Source organism: Bacillus piscicola (genome assembly GCF_022458745.1).
Classification (GTDB): domain Bacteria; phylum Bacillota; class Bacilli; order Bacillales; family Marinococcaceae; genus Alteribacillus_A; species Alteribacillus_A piscicola.
The window spans coordinates 161,947-180,164 of record NZ_JAJJJF010000006.1 but is presented as its reverse complement, the minus strand read 5'-3'; the positions used below and the strand labels follow the sequence as shown (position 1 = coordinate 180,164).

Annotated in this window: 16 protein-coding genes and 1 tRNA gene; 8 read left to right on the top strand and 9 right to left on the bottom strand. The window is 45.0% G+C overall.

The window, feature by feature from the left end:
* The 4 genes from LOR49_RS11615 to LOR49_RS11600 all read right to left on the bottom strand — a co-directional run.
* Positions 1–725 (bottom strand): hypothetical protein (locus LOR49_RS11615; protein ID WP_240376866.1); only part of this gene is annotated, 725 nt, incomplete at its 3' end.
* A 438-nt stretch (positions 726–1,163) separates the two neighbouring features.
* The gene (crcB, locus tag LOR49_RS11610; RefSeq protein WP_240376865.1) at positions 1,164–1,541 is read right to left on the bottom strand and encodes a fluoride efflux transporter CrcB; all 378 of its coding nucleotides are present in this window, start codon (positions 1,539–1,541) and stop codon (positions 1,164–1,166) included.
* Positions 1,538–1,915, bottom strand: a complete 378-nt coding sequence (locus LOR49_RS11605) for a fluoride efflux transporter FluC (RefSeq protein ID WP_240376864.1) — start codon at positions 1,913–1,915, stop codon at positions 1,538–1,540. Before LOR49_RS11605 ends, crcB begins: the two co-directional genes overlap by 4 nt.
* A 15-nt stretch (positions 1,916–1,930) precedes the next feature.
* Entirely contained in the window at positions 1,931–2,872 is a 942-nt protein-coding gene (locus LOR49_RS11600; protein WP_240376863.1) for an AEC family transporter, read from the bottom strand.
* Positions 2,873–3,104: 232 nt separating this feature from the next.
* On the opposite strand from LOR49_RS11600, the gene LOR49_RS11595 reads away from it, so the two are divergent.
* A tRNA-Arg gene (locus LOR49_RS11595) sits at positions 3,105–3,179 on the top strand.
* A 244-nt stretch (positions 3,180–3,423) separates the two neighbouring features.
* Complete coding sequence (locus tag LOR49_RS11590) at positions 3,424–4,230, top strand: Asp23/Gls24 family envelope stress response protein (protein WP_240376862.1); 807 nt, start codon at positions 3,424–3,426, stop codon at positions 4,228–4,230.
* Between the two features lie 59 nt (positions 4,231–4,289).
* Here LOR49_RS11590 and LOR49_RS11585 read toward each other — a convergent pair whose 3' ends face one another.
* Complete coding sequence (locus LOR49_RS11585; RefSeq protein WP_240376861.1) at positions 4,290–6,119, bottom strand: sigma-54-dependent Fis family transcriptional regulator; 1,830 nt, start codon at positions 6,117–6,119, stop codon at positions 4,290–4,292.
* A 225-nt stretch (positions 6,120–6,344) separates the two neighbouring features.
* Here LOR49_RS11585 and LOR49_RS11580 point away from each other — a divergent pair, with 225 nt between their 5' ends.
* The 6 genes from LOR49_RS11580 (at position 6,345) to LOR49_RS11555 (ending at position 13,633) form a co-directional block, all read left to right on the top strand.
* Positions 6,345–7,547: an iron-containing alcohol dehydrogenase gene (locus LOR49_RS11580; protein ID WP_240376860.1), complete on the top strand. Its 1,203-nt coding sequence runs from the start codon at positions 6,345–6,347 to the stop codon at positions 7,545–7,547.
* An 11-nt stretch (positions 7,548–7,558) separates the two neighbouring features.
* Positions 7,559–8,896, top strand: coding sequence for a GntP family permease (locus tag LOR49_RS11575; protein WP_240376859.1), 1,338 nt, complete (start codon positions 7,559–7,561; stop codon positions 8,894–8,896).
* Between the two features lie 62 nt (positions 8,897–8,958).
* Positions 8,959–9,858: an NAD(P)-dependent oxidoreductase gene (locus tag LOR49_RS11570; RefSeq protein WP_240376858.1), complete on the top strand. Its 900-nt coding sequence runs from the start codon at positions 8,959–8,961 to the stop codon at positions 9,856–9,858.
* 65 nt (positions 9,859–9,923) lie between these two features.
* Positions 9,924–11,405, top strand: coding sequence for an aldehyde dehydrogenase family protein (locus tag LOR49_RS11565; RefSeq protein WP_240376857.1), 1,482 nt, complete (start codon positions 9,924–9,926; stop codon positions 11,403–11,405).
* A 235-nt stretch (positions 11,406–11,640) separates the two neighbouring features.
* Positions 11,641–12,762 carry an alanine dehydrogenase gene (ald, locus tag LOR49_RS11560; protein ID WP_240376856.1) on the top strand — a complete coding sequence of 374 codons (1,122 nt, stop codon included), beginning with the start codon at positions 11,641–11,643 and terminating at the stop codon, positions 12,760–12,762.
* A gap of 82 nt (positions 12,763–12,844) precedes the next feature.
* Positions 12,845–13,633 carry an ABC transporter ATP-binding protein gene (locus tag LOR49_RS11555; RefSeq protein ID WP_240376855.1) on the top strand — a complete coding sequence of 263 codons (789 nt, stop codon included), beginning with the start codon at positions 12,845–12,847 and terminating at the stop codon, positions 13,631–13,633.
* A gap of 63 nt (positions 13,634–13,696) precedes the next feature.
* Here the strand turns inward: LOR49_RS11555 and LOR49_RS11550 are convergent, their stop codons facing one another.
* The 4 genes from LOR49_RS11550 to ystJ all read right to left on the bottom strand — a co-directional run bounded on the left by LOR49_RS11550 (position 13,697) and on the right by ystJ (position 18,195).
* A complete protein-coding gene (locus tag LOR49_RS11550) occupies positions 13,697–14,275 on the bottom strand; it encodes a hypothetical protein (protein WP_240376854.1) in 579 nt (192 codons plus the stop codon).
* Positions 14,276–14,460: 185 nt separating this feature from the next.
* The gene (locus LOR49_RS11545) at positions 14,461–15,516 is read right to left on the bottom strand and encodes an Mrp/NBP35 family ATP-binding protein (protein ID WP_240376853.1); all 1,056 of its coding nucleotides are present in this window, start codon (positions 15,514–15,516) and stop codon (positions 14,461–14,463) included.
* Between the two features lie 82 nt (positions 15,517–15,598).
* A complete protein-coding gene (locus tag LOR49_RS11540; protein WP_240376852.1) occupies positions 15,599–16,951 on the bottom strand; it encodes an aminotransferase in 1,353 nt (450 codons plus the stop codon).
* Positions 16,952–16,986: 35 nt separating this feature from the next.
* On the bottom strand, positions 16,987–18,195 hold the full coding sequence (ystJ, locus tag LOR49_RS11535; protein WP_240376851.1) for an NADP-dependent malic enzyme: 1,209 nt from the start codon (positions 18,193–18,195) through the stop codon (positions 16,987–16,989).
* Between the last annotated feature and the right edge of the window lie 23 nt (positions 18,196–18,218).

The following is an 18,218-nucleotide window of genomic DNA, read 5'->3' as shown; positions in this document are numbered from 1 at the left end:
GCATCTGCGTCCGAGTCTGACTGGGAATCCGCATCTGCTTGAGAATCGGAATCTGATTCGGAATCAGCGTCTGCTTGAGCGTCGGAATCAGAATCTGATTCAGAATCGGCATCTGCTTGAGAATCGGAATCGGAATCTGATTCAGAATCTGCATCCGCTTGAGAATCGGAATCGGAATCTGATTCAGAATCTGCATCCGCTTGAGAATCGGAATCGGAATCTGATTCGGAATCAGCGTCTGCTTGAGCGTCGGAATCGGAATCTGATTCAGAATCTGCATCTGCTTGAGAATCGGAATCGGAATCTGATTCAGAATCTGCATCCGCTTGAGAATCGGAATCGGAATCTGATTCGGAATCGGCGTCTGCTTGAGAATCGGAATCGGAATCTGACTCAGAATCTGCATCCGCTTGAGAATCGGAATCGGAACCTGATTCAGAATCGGCGTCCGCTTGAGAATCAGAGTCGGAACCTGATTCGGAATCGGCGTCCGCTTGAGATTCGGAATCGGAATCTGATTCGGAATCGGCGTCTGCTTGAGAATCGGCATCCGCCTCAGCGTTTGCTTCCACGTTCACTTCACCATTGGATGGGTAAGAACCATTTCCTCTACTTGATTCATTACCTGCGTTTTCAATAAACTCCTCTAGCTCCTCCAACTTTTCCAACAGTCTTTCTTTTTTCTCTAACAATCTAGACAATCTGAAATTATCGTGTTTCCCCATTAACAAACTCTCCTTTTCTTGATGTGAGATACGAGAATTTTCTGTTCCCGTTTACTAAATGGTGACTGGAGATAATGACAATCAATCAACTGTACCGCGATAAGATGACAACTGATCGAACCAACCTTAAGATTTTTCTTCTTTTTCTTTCTCTTTTTCTATTTCTTTCTCTAACTCTTGTAATTCCTGAAGAAGCTTTTCCTTTTTCTTCTTTTTACCTCTTATTCTGTTCTCGTTCACATGAACTTCCTCCTTTCTCTTAATGTACTGATAGTATAGTGGACTGGACGCTACTTGTTGTGGGGTGATTCATCAGGAAATCTGCTGATTTTGTTAAAATAGACTTTCGTTTAAATCCTTTCAATAAAAATAACCTCCCCCTATCAAAGGGGAAGGCTGTTTCTCATTTGGTATATGACATGCTCTGCGTAACCCTAGTTAAACAACGGCAGACAAACCGATATAAAAGGACAGTGTTATTCCAACGTAAGAGAGCATCACGTAATAGACTACTAACTGTATTTTCTTGTAATGCAACAGCTGCATTATCTCTAGCGAAAACGTAGAGAAAGTCGTAAAGGCACCAAAAAAACCAGTCCCAACCAAAAGGTACAAAGGCTCCGTGCTGGCATCCGCAGACATACCGCCATATAGTGTACCAACAAGAACACCTAGCCCGAATGAGCCAAGTACATTCACCACGAGCATACTAATAGGAATGGGGATACCCGCTTGAAAACGCGCAACAAAACGGCCAAGAAGGTAACGACAGACTGCACCCGCCGCCCCGCCGACAGCGATGTAAACACCTATCATTCCTCTCCCCCTCCCATTCTTTCTCCGAGATAAAAGCCGAGAAACACTAGCGTGATCCCGCCTGCCAATGTTCCTGCCATGTAGATGGCAGCTTCCAACCATTGTTCGTGAAAGAGAAACATATTCACCTCAAAAGCAAAAGTCGAAAAGGTTGTATATCCTCCGCAGAGCCCCACACCCAACCCTGCTTTCATCCACTCCTTCGGCTTTTTAACGCTGAAGTATCCGGAAAAGATCCCTAATAATAGACTTCCTGATACGTTTGCTAGGAAAGTGCCGGCCGGGTAGACGAGCGAGAAATCCGGCAAGGATACCAAATAACGGCCATATGATCCCACGCCAGCACCGATCCCAATCGCGAGCAGCGTTTTCATGAAAGCCCCCCCCCTTTAGGTAGTGACGACGATGTTCGCGAGCCATGCCACGAGTGGAATCGTTAAAAGAGACAGCAATGTTGAATATATTGTCGTCATCGCTGCCTTGTCTTCGTCATTCGTATAGCGGCCAAATAACGGCGCTGCCAACATGATATTCGGCATAGCGGATAACAGGATAAGCAGATGCGGCAAAATGCCATCCAAGGATAACAGAAGTATGAGTGGCATTGCCAAGAGCGGTATGACAAGAAGCTTAAGCGACACAGGAAGCCACATCTGTGGAAAGAAAAATGCTTCTCCTTTTTTAAAGAACGGTGGCAGTAGGAAACCAATGTAAAACATTGCCAACGGTGCCGCTAGCCCCGATAACATTGCCGTTAAATCCTGCAGGAGCACAGGGGCTTCAAAGCCACTCACCGCGAATAGCATACCGAACGTAATCGCGATAAGCGGAGGATTCAGAAGTGCTTTAAGCTGTCTAATATCAAACCCTTGATTAGATTGTAGCAAATAAACCCCGACCGAAAACAAAATCACATCGAGACCGGCGTCAAAAACTGCTGCCAATAAACCACCCAGCGGACCGAATATCGCCAGGCTTAGCGGAATGCCAATAAACCCTGTGTTCCCAAGTGCCGCTAACAAAGACAATTTTTTTGCAAGTGATGTTTCCAGCCGAAACATTTTCCCAACGATAACCGCAAACAGGACAGCACTTGCATTAAAAACAATCGAAAATCCAAACACCGTAAACACTTGGCGGAGTATGGCATCGGTCATCTCCGTGTTAAAAACACCGTTCAATATAATCGACGGAACCGCCACATTAATAATCAACACGACAAACAACTTCTTTATATTTTCTGTGATTGTTATCTGTTTTGCCACCACGACTCCAATGGCAATAATGATCCCCATCATCGCAATCGCAAGCGCAACCGTTATGATGTCCAAATAAAATCTCCCTCTCCCCACATTAAATAACATCTAAAACAGAGCCTTCCTCTGAATTCCTTTAGATGACTCTTCAAATTACCAAATGATTATTACTGTTATGATATCACAAAGATCCATTTGGTTGAATTTTTTAAAAACAGACAGGTGGAAAAAGATATTTTGCTCCCTTAGGCAGGTTGCACAACACTGGAAAAGTGATAAAATAGAAGTGTTTCCCTGTTGTTTCCCTGCCCTAGTAGCTCAGAGGAAGAGCAACAGCCTCCTAAGCTGTAGGTCACAGGTTCGAATCCTGTCTAGGGCGCCATACTGTACAAATAACTATTTAGTAATAAGTAGAGAAATTTTATAGAAATCTAACGAGACCCCTTCTGTGTGACTATTAAAGTTCGCGGATGGGGCATTCTTTATGGCTTTTAAAAGTCCCTTTATATACATAAGAAAAACAATGGATGATCGACTCATACTCATCCAATCGAAAGCCAAACTAGACCGTACCCCTTGAATAAGATATGCTTTCTTTAAATCAGAGCAAGAAAGGAGCAAACGCGATGAAGGTATACGCATTGTCAGGACCAAGCGGGACGGGGAAAAGTTCAAGCGCGCTTTTATATGCGCACAATCACCATATCCCCGCCATTATTGATGATGGACTTTTAATTTATAAAGGAAAAAAAATTGCCGGGAAGTCAGCGAAATATGAAGAAAATTACATTACTGCGATAAAGCGGGCTACGTTTTTTTATAAAGATCATACCGAAGAAGTAAGAAGTGCCTTAAAAGAACTGCCAATCACAAGGATTCTCGTGCTCGGGACATCTGTAAAAATGGTGCAGTTGATCGCCTCCAAACTCCAGCTCGGGGAAATTGATACATACGTCGACATTAACGACATCCGTTCCTCAGCTGAAATTAAGATGGCCCTGTTCGTGCGCCGTACCCAAGGGAAGCATATTATTCCGATTCCATATGTCCAAGTCGAACAAAATTTTTTCAAAAAATTAATTGCGAAAGGAAATAAAGTGTTCAACCTAAAAAAAGAAGTGATTGGAGAAACGACCGTCGTCGAACCTAATTTCCAGATGGGGTCCATTATTATTTCGCCAGAGGTTCTAAAAAAAATTGTCGCAGCTGCTTGCGACACTCATCCCGCTGTAGCAAGCCACAACAATATCAAAATCACACTCGGCAACTTACCAAAAGTAGCACTCGATATTGGTCTATATGCGTCCCCAGGAGAAAATATTAAAGACATAACCGTGGATGCCCAGAATAAAATCCATCAAGACTTCCTTCAATACTTAAATATTGAACTGTATACGATTAGTATTCGTGTAGCACAGCTCACGTTCAAGTAACTAGATAGAGAACCTGCGGTGTTTTCAATGAACCGGCCTGTTTTTACGCCCCCCGACATTTAAAGCTTTTCTTCCGGGAAAAGCTTCTTTATCTTTTTATAAAATGTGGAGCGGTGAATGCCGAGCAGGGCGGCAGCTTTCGTCTTATTGCCATCTGCCTGCTGTAAACTGCTTAACAAAAGTTCCCGTTCTCTTTCCTTATCTGTTTCTTTCATTTGCTTAAGTAGGGGTTGAGAGACTGCTTCTTCCACCTCGGCTGCCTCTTGCGGTGTGCTCGCTGTTTTTTCCGGAGCAGGACCCGCCTCTTCATAGCATTCTTTGATGTAATCAGGTAAATCCACAAATTCGATCCTTTTATGATCGGTCATAATTACTAACCGTTCTAACAAGTTTGCCATTTCGCGTACATTCCCCGGCCAGTGATAGCGCATAAACGCGATAACTGCCTGCTGGTCTACTTCTACAACTGCAAGATTGTGCTTCTCGGCTGCATGTCGGATTAAATGCGAGACCAAAAGTGGAATGTCTGTTTTCCGCTCACGTAGCGGCGGAATATTAATCGGCAAAATATTTAAGCGGTAATACAAGTCCGCGCGAAATTCCCCTGTTTCAATCATGTCCGCAAGCGGCTGATTCGTTGCAGCAATGATACGTACGTTTACATTCACCTCTTTTGTGCCACCGACTCTTTCAAACGTCTGGTCTTGAAGCACGCGCAGCAATTTTGCCTGCAAATGAGGAGACATGTCGCCAATTTCGTCGAGAAGCAAAGTTCCCTCATGTGCAAGTTCAAACTTCCCTGGCTTGCCTCCCTGACGCGCCCCTGTAAAAGCACCAGCATCATAGCCGAACAGTTCCGACTCCAACAAATCTTCTGGGATAGCTGCACAATTCAAGGAAATAAGCGGTCCCTTGTTCATCGGGCTCACCTGATGGATCGCTCGCACGAACATTTCTTTTCCGACCCCGCTTTCCCCGGTGATGAGAATCGAGGCTGCCGTTTTTGCTGCCCGAATCGCCTGTTTTTTCGCTTGACTGATCTGGGTGCTCGAACCGATAATATGATCGAATGTCACCATCGACTCCCTTCGCAATTTGGGCGTATCAAAAAAGACCCGTGACTGCTTTGCAACCGGCTGAAAGTTCTGCATCCGATTGTAGGTGTCATATAACTCCGACACCCCTTCAAAAATCAGCATACCGACGGCCCCAATCAGCTCGTCCCCTCTCCATATAGGCAGACGGTGCACAATCATCGGAACTCCTTGAAGCGTATGGGGCTGATTGCGTTCAGGAAGACCTGTTTCCAGCACAACCGGCAGACGGGTGTTTTCGATTACCTCCGTACAATGTTTACCAACCGCCTCTTCCTGGCTCACTCCGACGTAACGCGTATACGATTCATTAAAAAGCCTAATAAATCCGTCTCTGTCTACAACAGTAATCCCTTCATAAGCGGTGTCAAAACAAAACGTAAACCACTCAATCATTTGTTCAAGTGACTGCGTGTAATCAATTCTCTCGATACTTTTTCTTGTAATATCAATTGGAGCAATGGAACCCTGCAGACGGCCTTCCCTGTCGACGACGAGAAGAGGGCCCCGGTCAGGAAATACAAGCTCGTGAATCGAATCATCCTGATGGCAAACCGGGAACTGGCGACTAATAACAGTTTCTATTTTCTCTTGTTTGTCCCCTCCTTTTAACAAAGCCTCCATAATAGCCGCAAAAGAAGCAACACCCGCTACCTTTTTATCCGAGTCTGTGACTACTGCATAATCCTGTTCATAATACGCAACAATACTTGCCGCCTTATAGATAGAATCCCTCGGTGCAATTGTCACGACTTCCCGATTCATCCAATCTTTTACCGTTAACACATCCATCATTTTCACCCTTCCGTGCTGCAATTGCTCACCTGTCTCCCCAAATCAACGTAATGTCTTTTTAGCGAGACAATAAAAGTGAATTTTCGTCTCCCTTATTATACAATAAACAAGTCATAGAAATATAACAAGGTGGAATTGCAGAGTCTCCCAGAGTTGGCACGCAGCTTGCATTATGTATGAATAGTAAAAACACTACTACAATTTTAAAAAGGGAGGAGAACAACTATGAAAACAAACTCACTGCGAATTCCCGATGCAGTCTATTACGGAGACAACAGTATCGAAAAGCTTGGAGAAGAGGCCGCAAAACTTGGCCAGTCGGCACTGTTAATCAGTGATAAACCGATGCAGTCTCTAGGCTATGTAACAGACGTATCAAAGCGTCTTAAGGAAGCCGGAGTTATTAGTGTTCCGTACACAGGTGTGGATAGCGAAACGAAAGACACTCACGTTAACGAGGCACTGGCTCTCTTACGTCAACATAACTGCGACCTTATCATTGCGCTCGGAGGCGGCAGCTGCATTGATGCTGCTAAGGCCACCGCTGTTCTCGCGAATAATGAAAGCGATTTAATGGAGTATGTCGGGAACAAAAAAGAAATTGCCCGCACTCCTTTGCCCGTCATTGCCATTCCAACAACAGCCGGAACCGGTTCTGAGGTAACGGATGCTTTCGTTGTTACAAACACGAAAAAAGATATCAAAATGATGATCAAACAGCCGGTTATCATGCCGAACGTGGCGATTGTCGATCCTGCATTCACGATGTCTGCACCTAAGGGACTGACCGCAGCAACTGGTATTGACGCGCTCTGCCACGCCATCGAAGCTTATCTTTCAAAACTGTCGCACCCGATTTCCGATGTCCTTGCGCTCGATGCCATTCAAGCAATCACAGCGAATATCAAGCGAGTGTATGAAGACGGCAGCGACCGGACAGCACGAGAAAAGATGGCTCAGGCATCCATGCAGGCGGGTATTGCCTTTTCCAATTCATCAGTCTGCCTCGTTCACGGCATGTCACGTCCAATAGGCGCGCTATACCACGTTCCGCACGGAATCTCGAACGCGATGCTACTAACAGCAGTATTGGAATTCAGTCGCCGCGACTGCGAGGAAAGGCTCGCTGATATCGGCCGCGTTGTGCTCAGTGACACAGTTGGCTTATCTACACGTGCCATTTGCGAAGAATTGATCTCATTTATTAAACAATTATGCGTTGATTTGGACATCCCCAACTTGCACACATGGGGAATCGAGGCCGATTCATTTGAACGTTCTTTAGAGAAAATGGCAGATGATGCACTGGCAAGCGGCAGTCCTGCTAATAACCCGCGCGTTCCAACGAAAGAAGAAGTTATCGATTTATATCGCATTTGTTATACGTACGATTTTGCAAAGGAAAACTATCCAGAAACCACTGAATAGGAGGAAATATTATGGTACTTAGTTATATTGGTCTAATCGTCGGGCTAGGTCTGTTAATGTTCTTAACGATGCGAGGAATTAACATTATTATCGCAGCGGTGATCAGTTCCATCATCGTAGCACTTACCGGCGGACTTAATCTTATTGAGGCACTGACCGGTCCGTACATGGAAAGCTTTACAGGATTTTTTGCTTCTTGGTTTTTAGTCTTTCTACTTGGGGCTATTTTCGGAAAAGTCATGGAAGACACCCGGGCAGCTGATTCCATTGCCGAATTTGTTAAAAATAAGTTCGGGGCTCAGCGAGCTGTTTTTGCGGTTGTAGCTGCTTGCGCGATCATGACGTACGGAGGGGTTAGTGTATTTATCGTCGGCTTTTCTGTGTATCCGATTGCAGCTGCCCTCTTTAAAACCGCAAACCTGCCACACCGATTTATTCCGGCGTGTCTAGTATTTGGCTCCATTTCATTTACAATGACAGCACCAGGATCTCCAGAAATCCAAAACTTGATCCCGACAGAGCATTTTGGGACAACCCCGACTGCCGGGGGAATTATCGGCTTTCTCGCCGCCTTTGCGATTATGGTAGTGGGTGGTCTAGCGTTAGGTCGCATGGTTAACAAGGCAAAAGCAAACGGAGAAACTTTTGCTCTCCCTATCGCTGCCGGAGCTGGTGCCGATGAAGCAGCAGGGACAGAAGAAACAAGTACACAAGAAAAAGAGTTGCCGCATGCGATCCTTGCAATTCTTCCTTTAGTAATCGTTGTCGGTGTTCTGAACTTGTTGGCGAATGGCTTCTCGGTTCCAACGGACGATGCCGTCTTATTCGCATTATTTGCTGGGATCATATCCGGATGGCTACTCATGTATAAATTTACACCTCATTATTGGAAAGCGCTTGCGCAAGGAACTGATAATGCCTTGGTTGCAATTACGAACACATGTGGTGTCGTTGGTTTTGGAGGCGTTGCGTCTAATGTACCGTCTTTCCAATCGATCGTCGACACCCTTACCGGCATGCCTGGTCTCGAATATGCAGGGTTAGCCGTTGCAGTCACTGTTATCGCTGGTATTTCCGGTTCTGCTTCTGGAGGGCTTGGTATCGCGCTTCCAATTCTTGCGCCAATTTACCAAACACAAGGTCTCGATCCAGGAGCCATGCACCGTATTTCAGCACTAGCTTCCGGCGGTCTTGATTCCCTTCCACACAATGGTTATGTGGTTACGACCGTACGGGCAATTTCGAATGAGACCCACCAGCGAGCTTACAAGCCAATTGTCGTGATCAGCATTATTATCCCAACAATTGTGTTAATACTCGCAGTCATTGGCTACACAATCTTTTACTAAAAACTATTTTCTAGACATTTATGACGAACATTCCCAAAACCTACACAACAGGAGTGAACAAAATGAACAACAATGCGAAGATCGGTTTTATCGGACTTGGGAACATGGGCTTCCCTATGGCTGAGAATTTAATTAAAAATAACTTCACGGTGTATGGATATGACATCAATGAAACAGCGCGCCAAGCGTTTGCTGAAAAAGGCGGAGAAGCATGTTCCAAGATGAGCAACGCCGTTGAACAGGCGGATGTTCTATTTGTCAGCCTGCCAACCCCTGCTGTTGTTAAGAGTGTATATTTCGACAAAGGAGGAATTATAGACAGCGCACCGGCTAACCTGCTTATTGTTGACACAAGCACGGTCGCGCCAGAACTAAACCGAGAACTAGGGGAAGCGTGCCAAAAACAAGGACTCCGCTATTTAGGTTCCCCGGTTAGCGGTGGTGTTATCGGGTCCGTCAACGCGACATTAACGTTTATGGTTGGTGGTCCTAAAGAATATTTCGATGAAGTTTACCCACTTCTTGATATCTTAGGTGGTAACTTGTTTCACCTCGGAGAAAGCTACGACAACGGTACTGTCATTAAGCTTATCAACAACTTGATGATCGGCTTCTACACCGAAGCAGTCGGAGAAGCATTAACACTCGGAGAAAACATGGGACTTGATCGTGAGAAAATGTATGAGATCCTTAACGCCAGCTACGGACAGAGTAAAATCTATGACCGTAACTATAAAGAGTATATTAAAGAAAATGACATGGAGCCCGGCTTCTCGACAGACCTTCTTTTAAAAGACTTAAAACTTGCAAAAGAGATGGCGGAAGAATCCGGCACCGAGCTTCCCATTGGTGATAAGCTCATCGACTGGTACGAGAGTGTTTCTAAAGCAGGCTACGGGCCAAAGGATATGTCAACCGTCTACTTCCACCTCAAAAAACTAGCAAAACAAGTGGAACTGTAATAGAATAGGACTTGTAAAAAAGTAGGATTTCGACTAAATAATTAAAATTATGGAGGTATATACACATGACACAGACGTCAAGCTTAACCACATATTATAACTATATTGATGGACAAGAAGTGGCATCAAGCTCCAATGAAACATTCAAGGTAGAGAACCCAGCGAACAAGTCCGAAATACTGGGTGAATTTCAAAAATCAACAGAAGCCGAACTGAACCAAGCGGTTGAAGCAGCAAAAGCAGCCCTCCCTTCATGGAAAAAGACTGCTGCGCCAGCACGCGGAGAATATATTCAAAAAGCAGCCCGCTATATTGAAGAGCATGCGGAAGAATACAAGCTCCAACTCGTTCGTGAAGTTGGTAAGTCCTATAAAGATGCGGACGCAGAAGTAATCCGCACCATCCGTGCGATGCGCTATTTAAGCGGAGAATCAGAAAGACTGACAGGGGAGACAATTCCATCCTGGGATTCGCAGGTGCGCGGCTATACGAAGCGTGAACCTATCGGTGTTGTTGGTGTGATCACACCGTGGAACGTGCCATTAGCAATCGCTGCATGGAAAATTGCGACAGCCTTCGCTTGCGGATGCACCGTTGTCTTTAAACCGTCCAGTCAAACACCACTAATCAGCCAGTGGTTAGTCGAAGCGTATAAAGCAGTAGATTTGCCAGCCGGTGTTCTCAATTTCGTTACAGGCTCCGGTTCTGTCATCGGAAACGGTATTGCAAAGCACAAAGATATTAAAGCCGTCTCCTTTACAGGCTCTAATCCAGTCGGAAACACGATTAATAAGCTAATCGCTGAGCGCGGCGCACGTTTCCAAGCCGAAATGGGCGGAAAAAACCCATTTGTTGTCCTCGAGGACGCGGATTTGGAATTAGCGACAAGTAACGTTATCGATGGTGGTTTCGGTGAAAGCGGCCAGCGTTGCACGGCTACTAGTCGGGTGATCTTAATGAAAGACATTGCCGATGAATTTATCGAAAAGCTAATCCCGAAGGTTGAAAAATTAAAAGTCGGTAACCCAATGAACAACGATACCCAAATGGGACCGGTTGTCGATGAGGGCTCTATGAAGTCTATTCTCGAATATATTGAAACTGGTAAAAAAGAAGGCGCTGAACTTCTTGCCGGTGGAAAGCAGCTTACCGACGATGAGTGCAGCAACGGATATTTCGTAGCACCGACTGTCTTCGGCGGTGTGACTCCCGATATGACGATTGCACAGGAAGAAATTTTTGGCCCTGTCATCAGCATCATGGTGGCAGACTCGTATGAACAGGCACTCGATTGGGCCAACGACATTGATTACGGCCTCTCCTCAACTATTTATACGAACAACATGGACAAAGCGATGCACTTCATGGATAACATCGAAGCAGGCTTTACCCACGTCAACATGATGACGATGCACAGCGAGCCTCAATTTCCATTCGGTGGTATTAAAGGAACTGGACTCGGCGGCTTCCGCGAACAAGGCAGCGTCGGCATCGACTTTTATACTGAGTGGAAAACGGGCTACATCAAGACCCACGACAACAACTAAACATTTTCACAAACCCGGCATTCTATTCGATGCCGGGTTCTTCCTATTATGGAGGGATAAGCATAAGACTAGGTACCTTTTCCGGCTACTTGTGAGTAAAATATGGACATTTCACAGAAAACCTATATTTCAATTGTTTTTTTTAAAATAGTATAATACTATGGAAGATAGATGATTCTTGTATTGTATAAGAACCATACATATTAGCTCAGTGGAGTCAGAAGGAGGATTTTTTATGATTATTGGTATTCCTAAGGAAATTAAAAACAACGAAAATCGCGTCTCGTTAACGCCGGCAGGGGTTGTTGCGTTTACAAAAGCCGGCCATGAGGTCATCGTGGAAACAAACGCCGGAACTGGCAGCGGATACACAGACGAAGACTACCGCAATGAAGGCGCTACGATCATTGATAATGCTGCAGATGTTTGGGCAAAAGCAAATATGATCATGAAAGTCAAAGAGCCTCTTGAGTCTGAATTTCAATACTTACGCTCTGATCTAATCGTGTTTACTTATTTACATCTAGCGGCTGAGCCTGCTCTGACGAAAGCACTTGCAGACAGCGGTTGTACAGCGCTTGCATACGAAACTGTCACGGTGAACGGTACGCTTCCTCTCTTAACACCAATGAGTGAAGTAGCTGGTCGGATGGCAGCACAAATCGGTGCACAGTTCCTTGAGAAATCAAAAGGCGGCAAAGGTGTGCTTCTTTCGGGCATCCCAGGCGTGCAGCGCGGAAAAGTTACCGTTGTCGGAGGCGGTATTGTGGGGATGAATGCAGCAAAGATCGCAGTTGGTCTTGGCGCAGACGTAACAATCATTGACTTGAATCCTGAGCGTCTTCGCGAACTGGAAGACATTTTTGGCAAGAGTGTCCAAACACTTATGTCTTCTCCAGTAAACATCGCAGAATCTGTTGCTGAATCTGACCTTGTTATTGGAGCTGTTCTGATCCCAGGATCAAAGGCACCAAAGCTTGTCAGCGAAGACATGGTGAAGAACATGAAAGAAGGCTCTGTCGTAGTAGACGTTGCGATTGACCAAGGCGGTATCTTCGAAACTGCTGACCGCGTGACAACTCACGACAACCCAACTTACACGAAGCATGGTGTTCTCCACTATGCTGTAGCGAATATGCCAGGAGCAGTTCCGCGTACTTCAACACAGGGACTTACAAACGTAACTGTTCCTTACGCACTTCAGATTGCGAACAAAGGTGTCAAGAAAGCAATCCAAGACAACAAAGCACTTGAGCCAGGATTGAACGCAGCCGGCGGAAAGATCACTCACCAAAAAGTAGCAGAAGATCTCGGCTATGAATACACTTCTGTGCAAGAAGCAATTGAATCCTTATAATGTAGAGTAACACTATATGTATTCCCTCAAGATCTTGGTCTTGAGGGAATTTCTGTTATTATTTCGGGAAAGGAGCCAGGATATGAGCATCCTCGAACTTAACCAAGTCGGCTGGAGGCAGCAAGGAAAGCAGATATTGGACAATATTTCGTGGGAAGTAAAGAAAGGGCAACACTGGGCAATCCTTGGGCTAAACGGCTCCGGAAAAACGTCGCTTTTGAAGATAATAACCGGCTATCAATGGCCAAGCTGCGGGGAAGTTGACGTCTTGGGTCAACGCTTTGGTAAGACAAACATCCATGAGTTACGTAAAGCTATCGGCTGGGTCAGTGCATCGATTGAGGAACGGTTCCAAACTCGTCCAAGTGATAGTGCCCTCTCTATCGTGCTAAGCGGAAAACATGCGTCAGTTGGTGTGTATGAAGACATTATTGAACAAGATGTGAGGAAAGCTGAGGAATTACTATGTCGCTTTCATATACATGGATTAGCCGATCAACGCTTTACGTCCCTCTCACAAGGCGAGAAGAAAAAGGTAATACTCGCCCGTGCCTTAATGGCTTCACCTGAACTTCTTATTTTAGACGAGCCTTGTAGCGGCCTTGACATTTATTCACAAGAAGAACTGCTTACTGCTATCGAGGAGATGAATAACGACCCTGAAGGTCCCACTTTACTGTTGGTGACCCATCACATCGAAGAGATCGTTCCGTCTATTACACATACATTACTTATACAATCAGGGACTGTAGTCGCAAGTGGAGAAAAGCAGGTTGTTTTAACAGAATCGCTACTCGAACATACCTTTCGTCTCCCTGTTTCCATACAATGGGAAGATGAACGGCCTTGGGTTCGGGTGAAACGGCTATGATAAAAACAGAGTAGGAAGGCCATTCCTTCTTTTGTCTCGTTGCAAAGGAAGGAATCAGCTTGCTTATTTTGCTTGTTTGTAACTGCGACGTAAGGAGGATGCACTATATTTTTTTAAATCTTCTACTCTAAAAAAGAAGTCAGGCTCAATATTTGTAATCTGCTCGTCTTGGTTATACGCCACGTAATAAATAATTTCATCATTAATATGGTAAATAATTCCATCATAATGATGGGCTAGAAGGTACTCTTTGATGACGCTTCCTACTTGTTTCATCACTTCTACACTATCAACACTGCTGGTCCCCCCCATGAAAGGGCTCTCTTCTTTTCCATACTTCCAGTTCAGTGCTTTTTTTCGCAGTTTTTCTTCCGTATATTTATAGTTGAGAATAAAAGGATTCTGCAAAGTAAGCTCCTGCTTAAGAACCATGGCCAATGGATCCCCTTCCACCTCAGCGTGACAAAAAGCGTAAGAGGCTACCGTTTCAATGTCATTAATCAAATAAATACCGGAACCGAAAACAGAGCGAGCCTTAATGCCATTCTGGAAATCTCTCGGTTCATCGCGCGTATATCGTTGGTCTACAATCACTTCTTGTGCCTCATTAAAGCTGATTCCACGATATGCAAGCCTTTTCATTTTCTTATACCCCCTAAGTGCCTTCTAAAACGAAAAAGGGACGCTACTATTAAATTAGTAATCTTCATTTTACCATAAAACAATGGCTTTTTCTATTCTTTTCATTCTTCTTTATTTTTAGACATGCCAAAAACTGCCTAAATGTAAAGAAGTAGGCAGTTTTTCTCTGTGTCTGTGTCTCACTTCTAATGCGTGTAAACACGTTCCAGTTTATTGATTACTTGACCGGCAATTGTTTTATAGATGCCACCTATCGGATGATCCTCGGTAAAGATCGAAGAAGATCCACTTTCCCCGTTTTCATTCGGCTGGGCAAGAGGTATTCTCCCAAGCAATGGAACAGTGAATTTGTCTGCAATAGCATCACCGCCACCTCGTCCGAAAACATATTCTCGCTTCCCTGTCTCTTTGCTTTCATAATATGCCATATTCTCAATAACACCTATCATTTCATGCTCTGCTTTCTCAGCCATTTTTCCAGCACGCTCTGCAACGTAAGCGGCTGTCGGGTGCGGCGTCGTAACCATGATTTCTTTTGAAGTTGGGAGAAGCCGGTGCACATCAAGTGCAATGTCGCCAGTTCCAGGCGGTAGATCCAGGACTAGATAGTCAAGCTCCCCCCACACTACTTCTGTGAAGAAGTTATTAAGCATCTTTCCAAGCATCGGGCCTCTCCACAGAACTGGAGAATTATCCTCAGAGAAAAAGGCCATGGACATGATCTTTACCCCATTTTTTTCGGGTGGGATAATCTTATCATTTTTCACTTCCGGTCTTCGTTCTAATTCAAAGATTGCCGGTATGCTGAAGCCGTAGATGTCAGCATCAATGAGTCCAACACGCTTCCCTTGTCGGGCGAGAGCGGCGGATAAATTAGCAGAAACCGTTGATTTTCCCACGCCGCCTTTCCCACTCGCGACAGCGATAAAGTGTGTGTCATTTCCCTCAGACAATAGTGGAGGCGTTCCTGGGTTAATCTTTTCTTTATCGGCTGGAGACAATTCATCGTCGGCAAGCTCTTCAAAGCGTAGCCCTACCGAGTCCGCACCTGCCTCTTTTAACTTATTGACCGCTTCTTGTTGCACGTCCATTTGCTCCGCAGAAGCCGTTTTCGCAAGGGCTGCTTTAACACTTATATGTTTATCTGATATTTTCACATCACGAATTACGATACTTCTTTTTAAGAGGGGGTCGTTTACTGACTGTAGTAGTTCCCGCACTTGCTGCTCTGATAAACTCATGACGCTCTTCACTCCCTCATATAATATGTATGTTAAGGAACAAAAACGATAGGGTTTTTGTTCCTGATGTTATTTAGTTCTTCTATTGATTGTCTTCCACAGCCGTCTTAACCGTGTCAAGTAAGAAACGAAGATCTTCATCGGTTGACGTGAGCGGCGGTGCAATAATGAGCACGTTTTGATGACGGGGAACGGTGTCGCCGTTGCGCCCGATAATCAAACCCTTTTCTTTACACGCGGCAATGACCTTAACCGTTAGCTCTTCATTTGGGGTCTTGGATTCTTTGTCAGTAACTAATTCAATACCAAACAAGAAACCAGCGCCTCTTACTTCCCCAACTGTGTCGAACTGTTCTAGTTCACGTAGCTCGCTTAGAATATCCTTTCCTTTGCTGGCTACTCTTGCGGTTACATTCTCTCTTTCTAGAATGTCGATGGACTTAAGCCCGACCGCACATGCTGCCGGATGGCCGCCGAATGTGGAAACATGACGGAAATGCTCACTATCACCTTGTTTTTTAAACTCATCATAAATGGCCGTGGATACAGCTGTTGCACCAAGCGGGAAGTAACCTGCTGTCAGTCCTTTTGCCATTGTTACAATGTCGGGCTGGACACCCTCGGAGTGCATGAAACCAAACATTTCACCAGTGCGGCCAAACCCGGAAACTACTTCGTCAGCGATGAGAAGTACGTCGTATTTCTTACAAATCTCTTGAACTCTTGTTAAGTATCCAGGAGACGGTACTAGGACACCACCGCCTGAGATGAATGGTTCTAAAACGACAGCAGCTACCGTCTCCGGTCCTTCAAAATTAATAACATCTTCTAAATAGTCAGCCGCTGCCAAGTCACTGTCAGCGCCTTCCCCGAAACGGCTGCGGTAGCTGTACGGAGGCGGGACCTGAAGAAACCCAGGGGCACTTGGACCGTATTTCGACTTACGATTCGCTTGGGCAGTCGCACTAAGTGCCCCTAATGTAGAACCATGATAAGCACGGTAGCGGGAAATTATTTTATATTTTTCAGGATGACCGCTTTGTGAGTGATACTGCCGGGCAATTTTAAATGCCACTTCATTTGCTTCCGATCCACTGTTGGAGAAAAATGTCGTATACGATCCTTTTAGAAGTTCACTTAACTTCGCCGACAATTCAATCGCTGGTACATGGCTCATCGTGAGCGGGAAGTAGGAGACATTCACCATTTGCTCATAAGCTGCTTTCGCTATTTCTTCCCGTCCGTAGCCGAGGTTTAAGCACCAGAGGCCGGATACTCCGTCTAAAAATTTATTACCGTCAATATCAGTAAACCAAGAGCCTTCACCTTGTTTGGCTACGGTTGGTACCGCTTTCTCATTGTACTTGGACATGGAGTGCCACAAATGTTCTTTATCTTTTTGAACAAGGTTTTTGGTGTTTACTTCCGTTGTCATGCAAAACCCTCCACTCTGAAGATCACTGATTTAATTTATACATCTGCTGTAATTGTTTGTGCCTTTGGTTTACTCTTTGCCACTCCACTTTTAATGGCGGCGTTTGCGACGGCTTCTGCAACACGAGTGGCTACTTGCTCATTGAATGGTGACGGGATCACGTAATCCTCATGAAGTTCACCGTCTTCAATCAGGTCGGCAATGGCATAAACAGCAGCCACTTTCATGTCTTCATTGATAGCCGAAGCGCGCACGTCAAGCGCTCCACGAAAAATCCCAGGAAATGCCAGAACATTATTAATTTGGTTCGGAAAATCCGATCTCCCCGTTCCGATCACTCTGGCACCAGCAGCTTTAGCGGTTTCCGGTAAAATTTCCGGATCAGGATTCGCCATTGCAAAGATAATCGCATCTTCATTCATCGATTGCACCATTTCAGCAGTCAGCGCTCCGGCCACCGAGACTCCGATGAATACGTCGCTCCCTTTGACTGCCTCTTCCAATGATCCATCCATATTACCCAAATTTGTCTGGCAAGCAATTTCTTCTTTAATTTCATTCATTCCATAAGGACGCCCTGCATAGATAGGTCCTTTTGAATCACACAATACAATATCCCGCACACCCATTGATAACAGTAGTTTCACAACAGCAATTCCAGCAGACCCGGCACCATTGACGACGACCTTAATGTCAGCTAGGCGCTTATCCGTTAATTTCAAAGCGTTTATAAGACCCGCAGCTGTAACAATAGCTGTCCCGTGCTGGTCATCGTGAAATACAGGGATATTCATTTCTTGTTTTAATCGTTCTTCGATAACAAAACAATTTGGAGCAGAAATGTCTTCTAAGTTCACGCCGCCGAATGTTGGTTCTAAGAGCTTAACCGTTTCGACAATTTGGTCCACATCATTAGTATTTAAACAGAGGGGAATGGCATCGATTCCCCCGAATAATTTGAAGAGCGCTCCTTTTCCTTCCATGACAGGCATAGCCGCTCCAGCACCAATGTTACCAAGGCCAAGAACAGCTGAACCGTCTGTCACAACGGCTACACTATTTCCTTTGATTGTGTAGTTATACATCTCGTCTTCATTTTCAGCTATCGCCTTACAAGGTTCAGCTACCCCAGGAGAATAGATTAAACTTAAATCTTCTGCTCCTTCCACTGGAGTTTTTACTTCGACAGATAATTTGCCCTTATATTGTCGGTGAACGGCTAAAGCTTTTTCTTTTAAACTCAAGAAGCGTTCCTCCCTTATTTTCA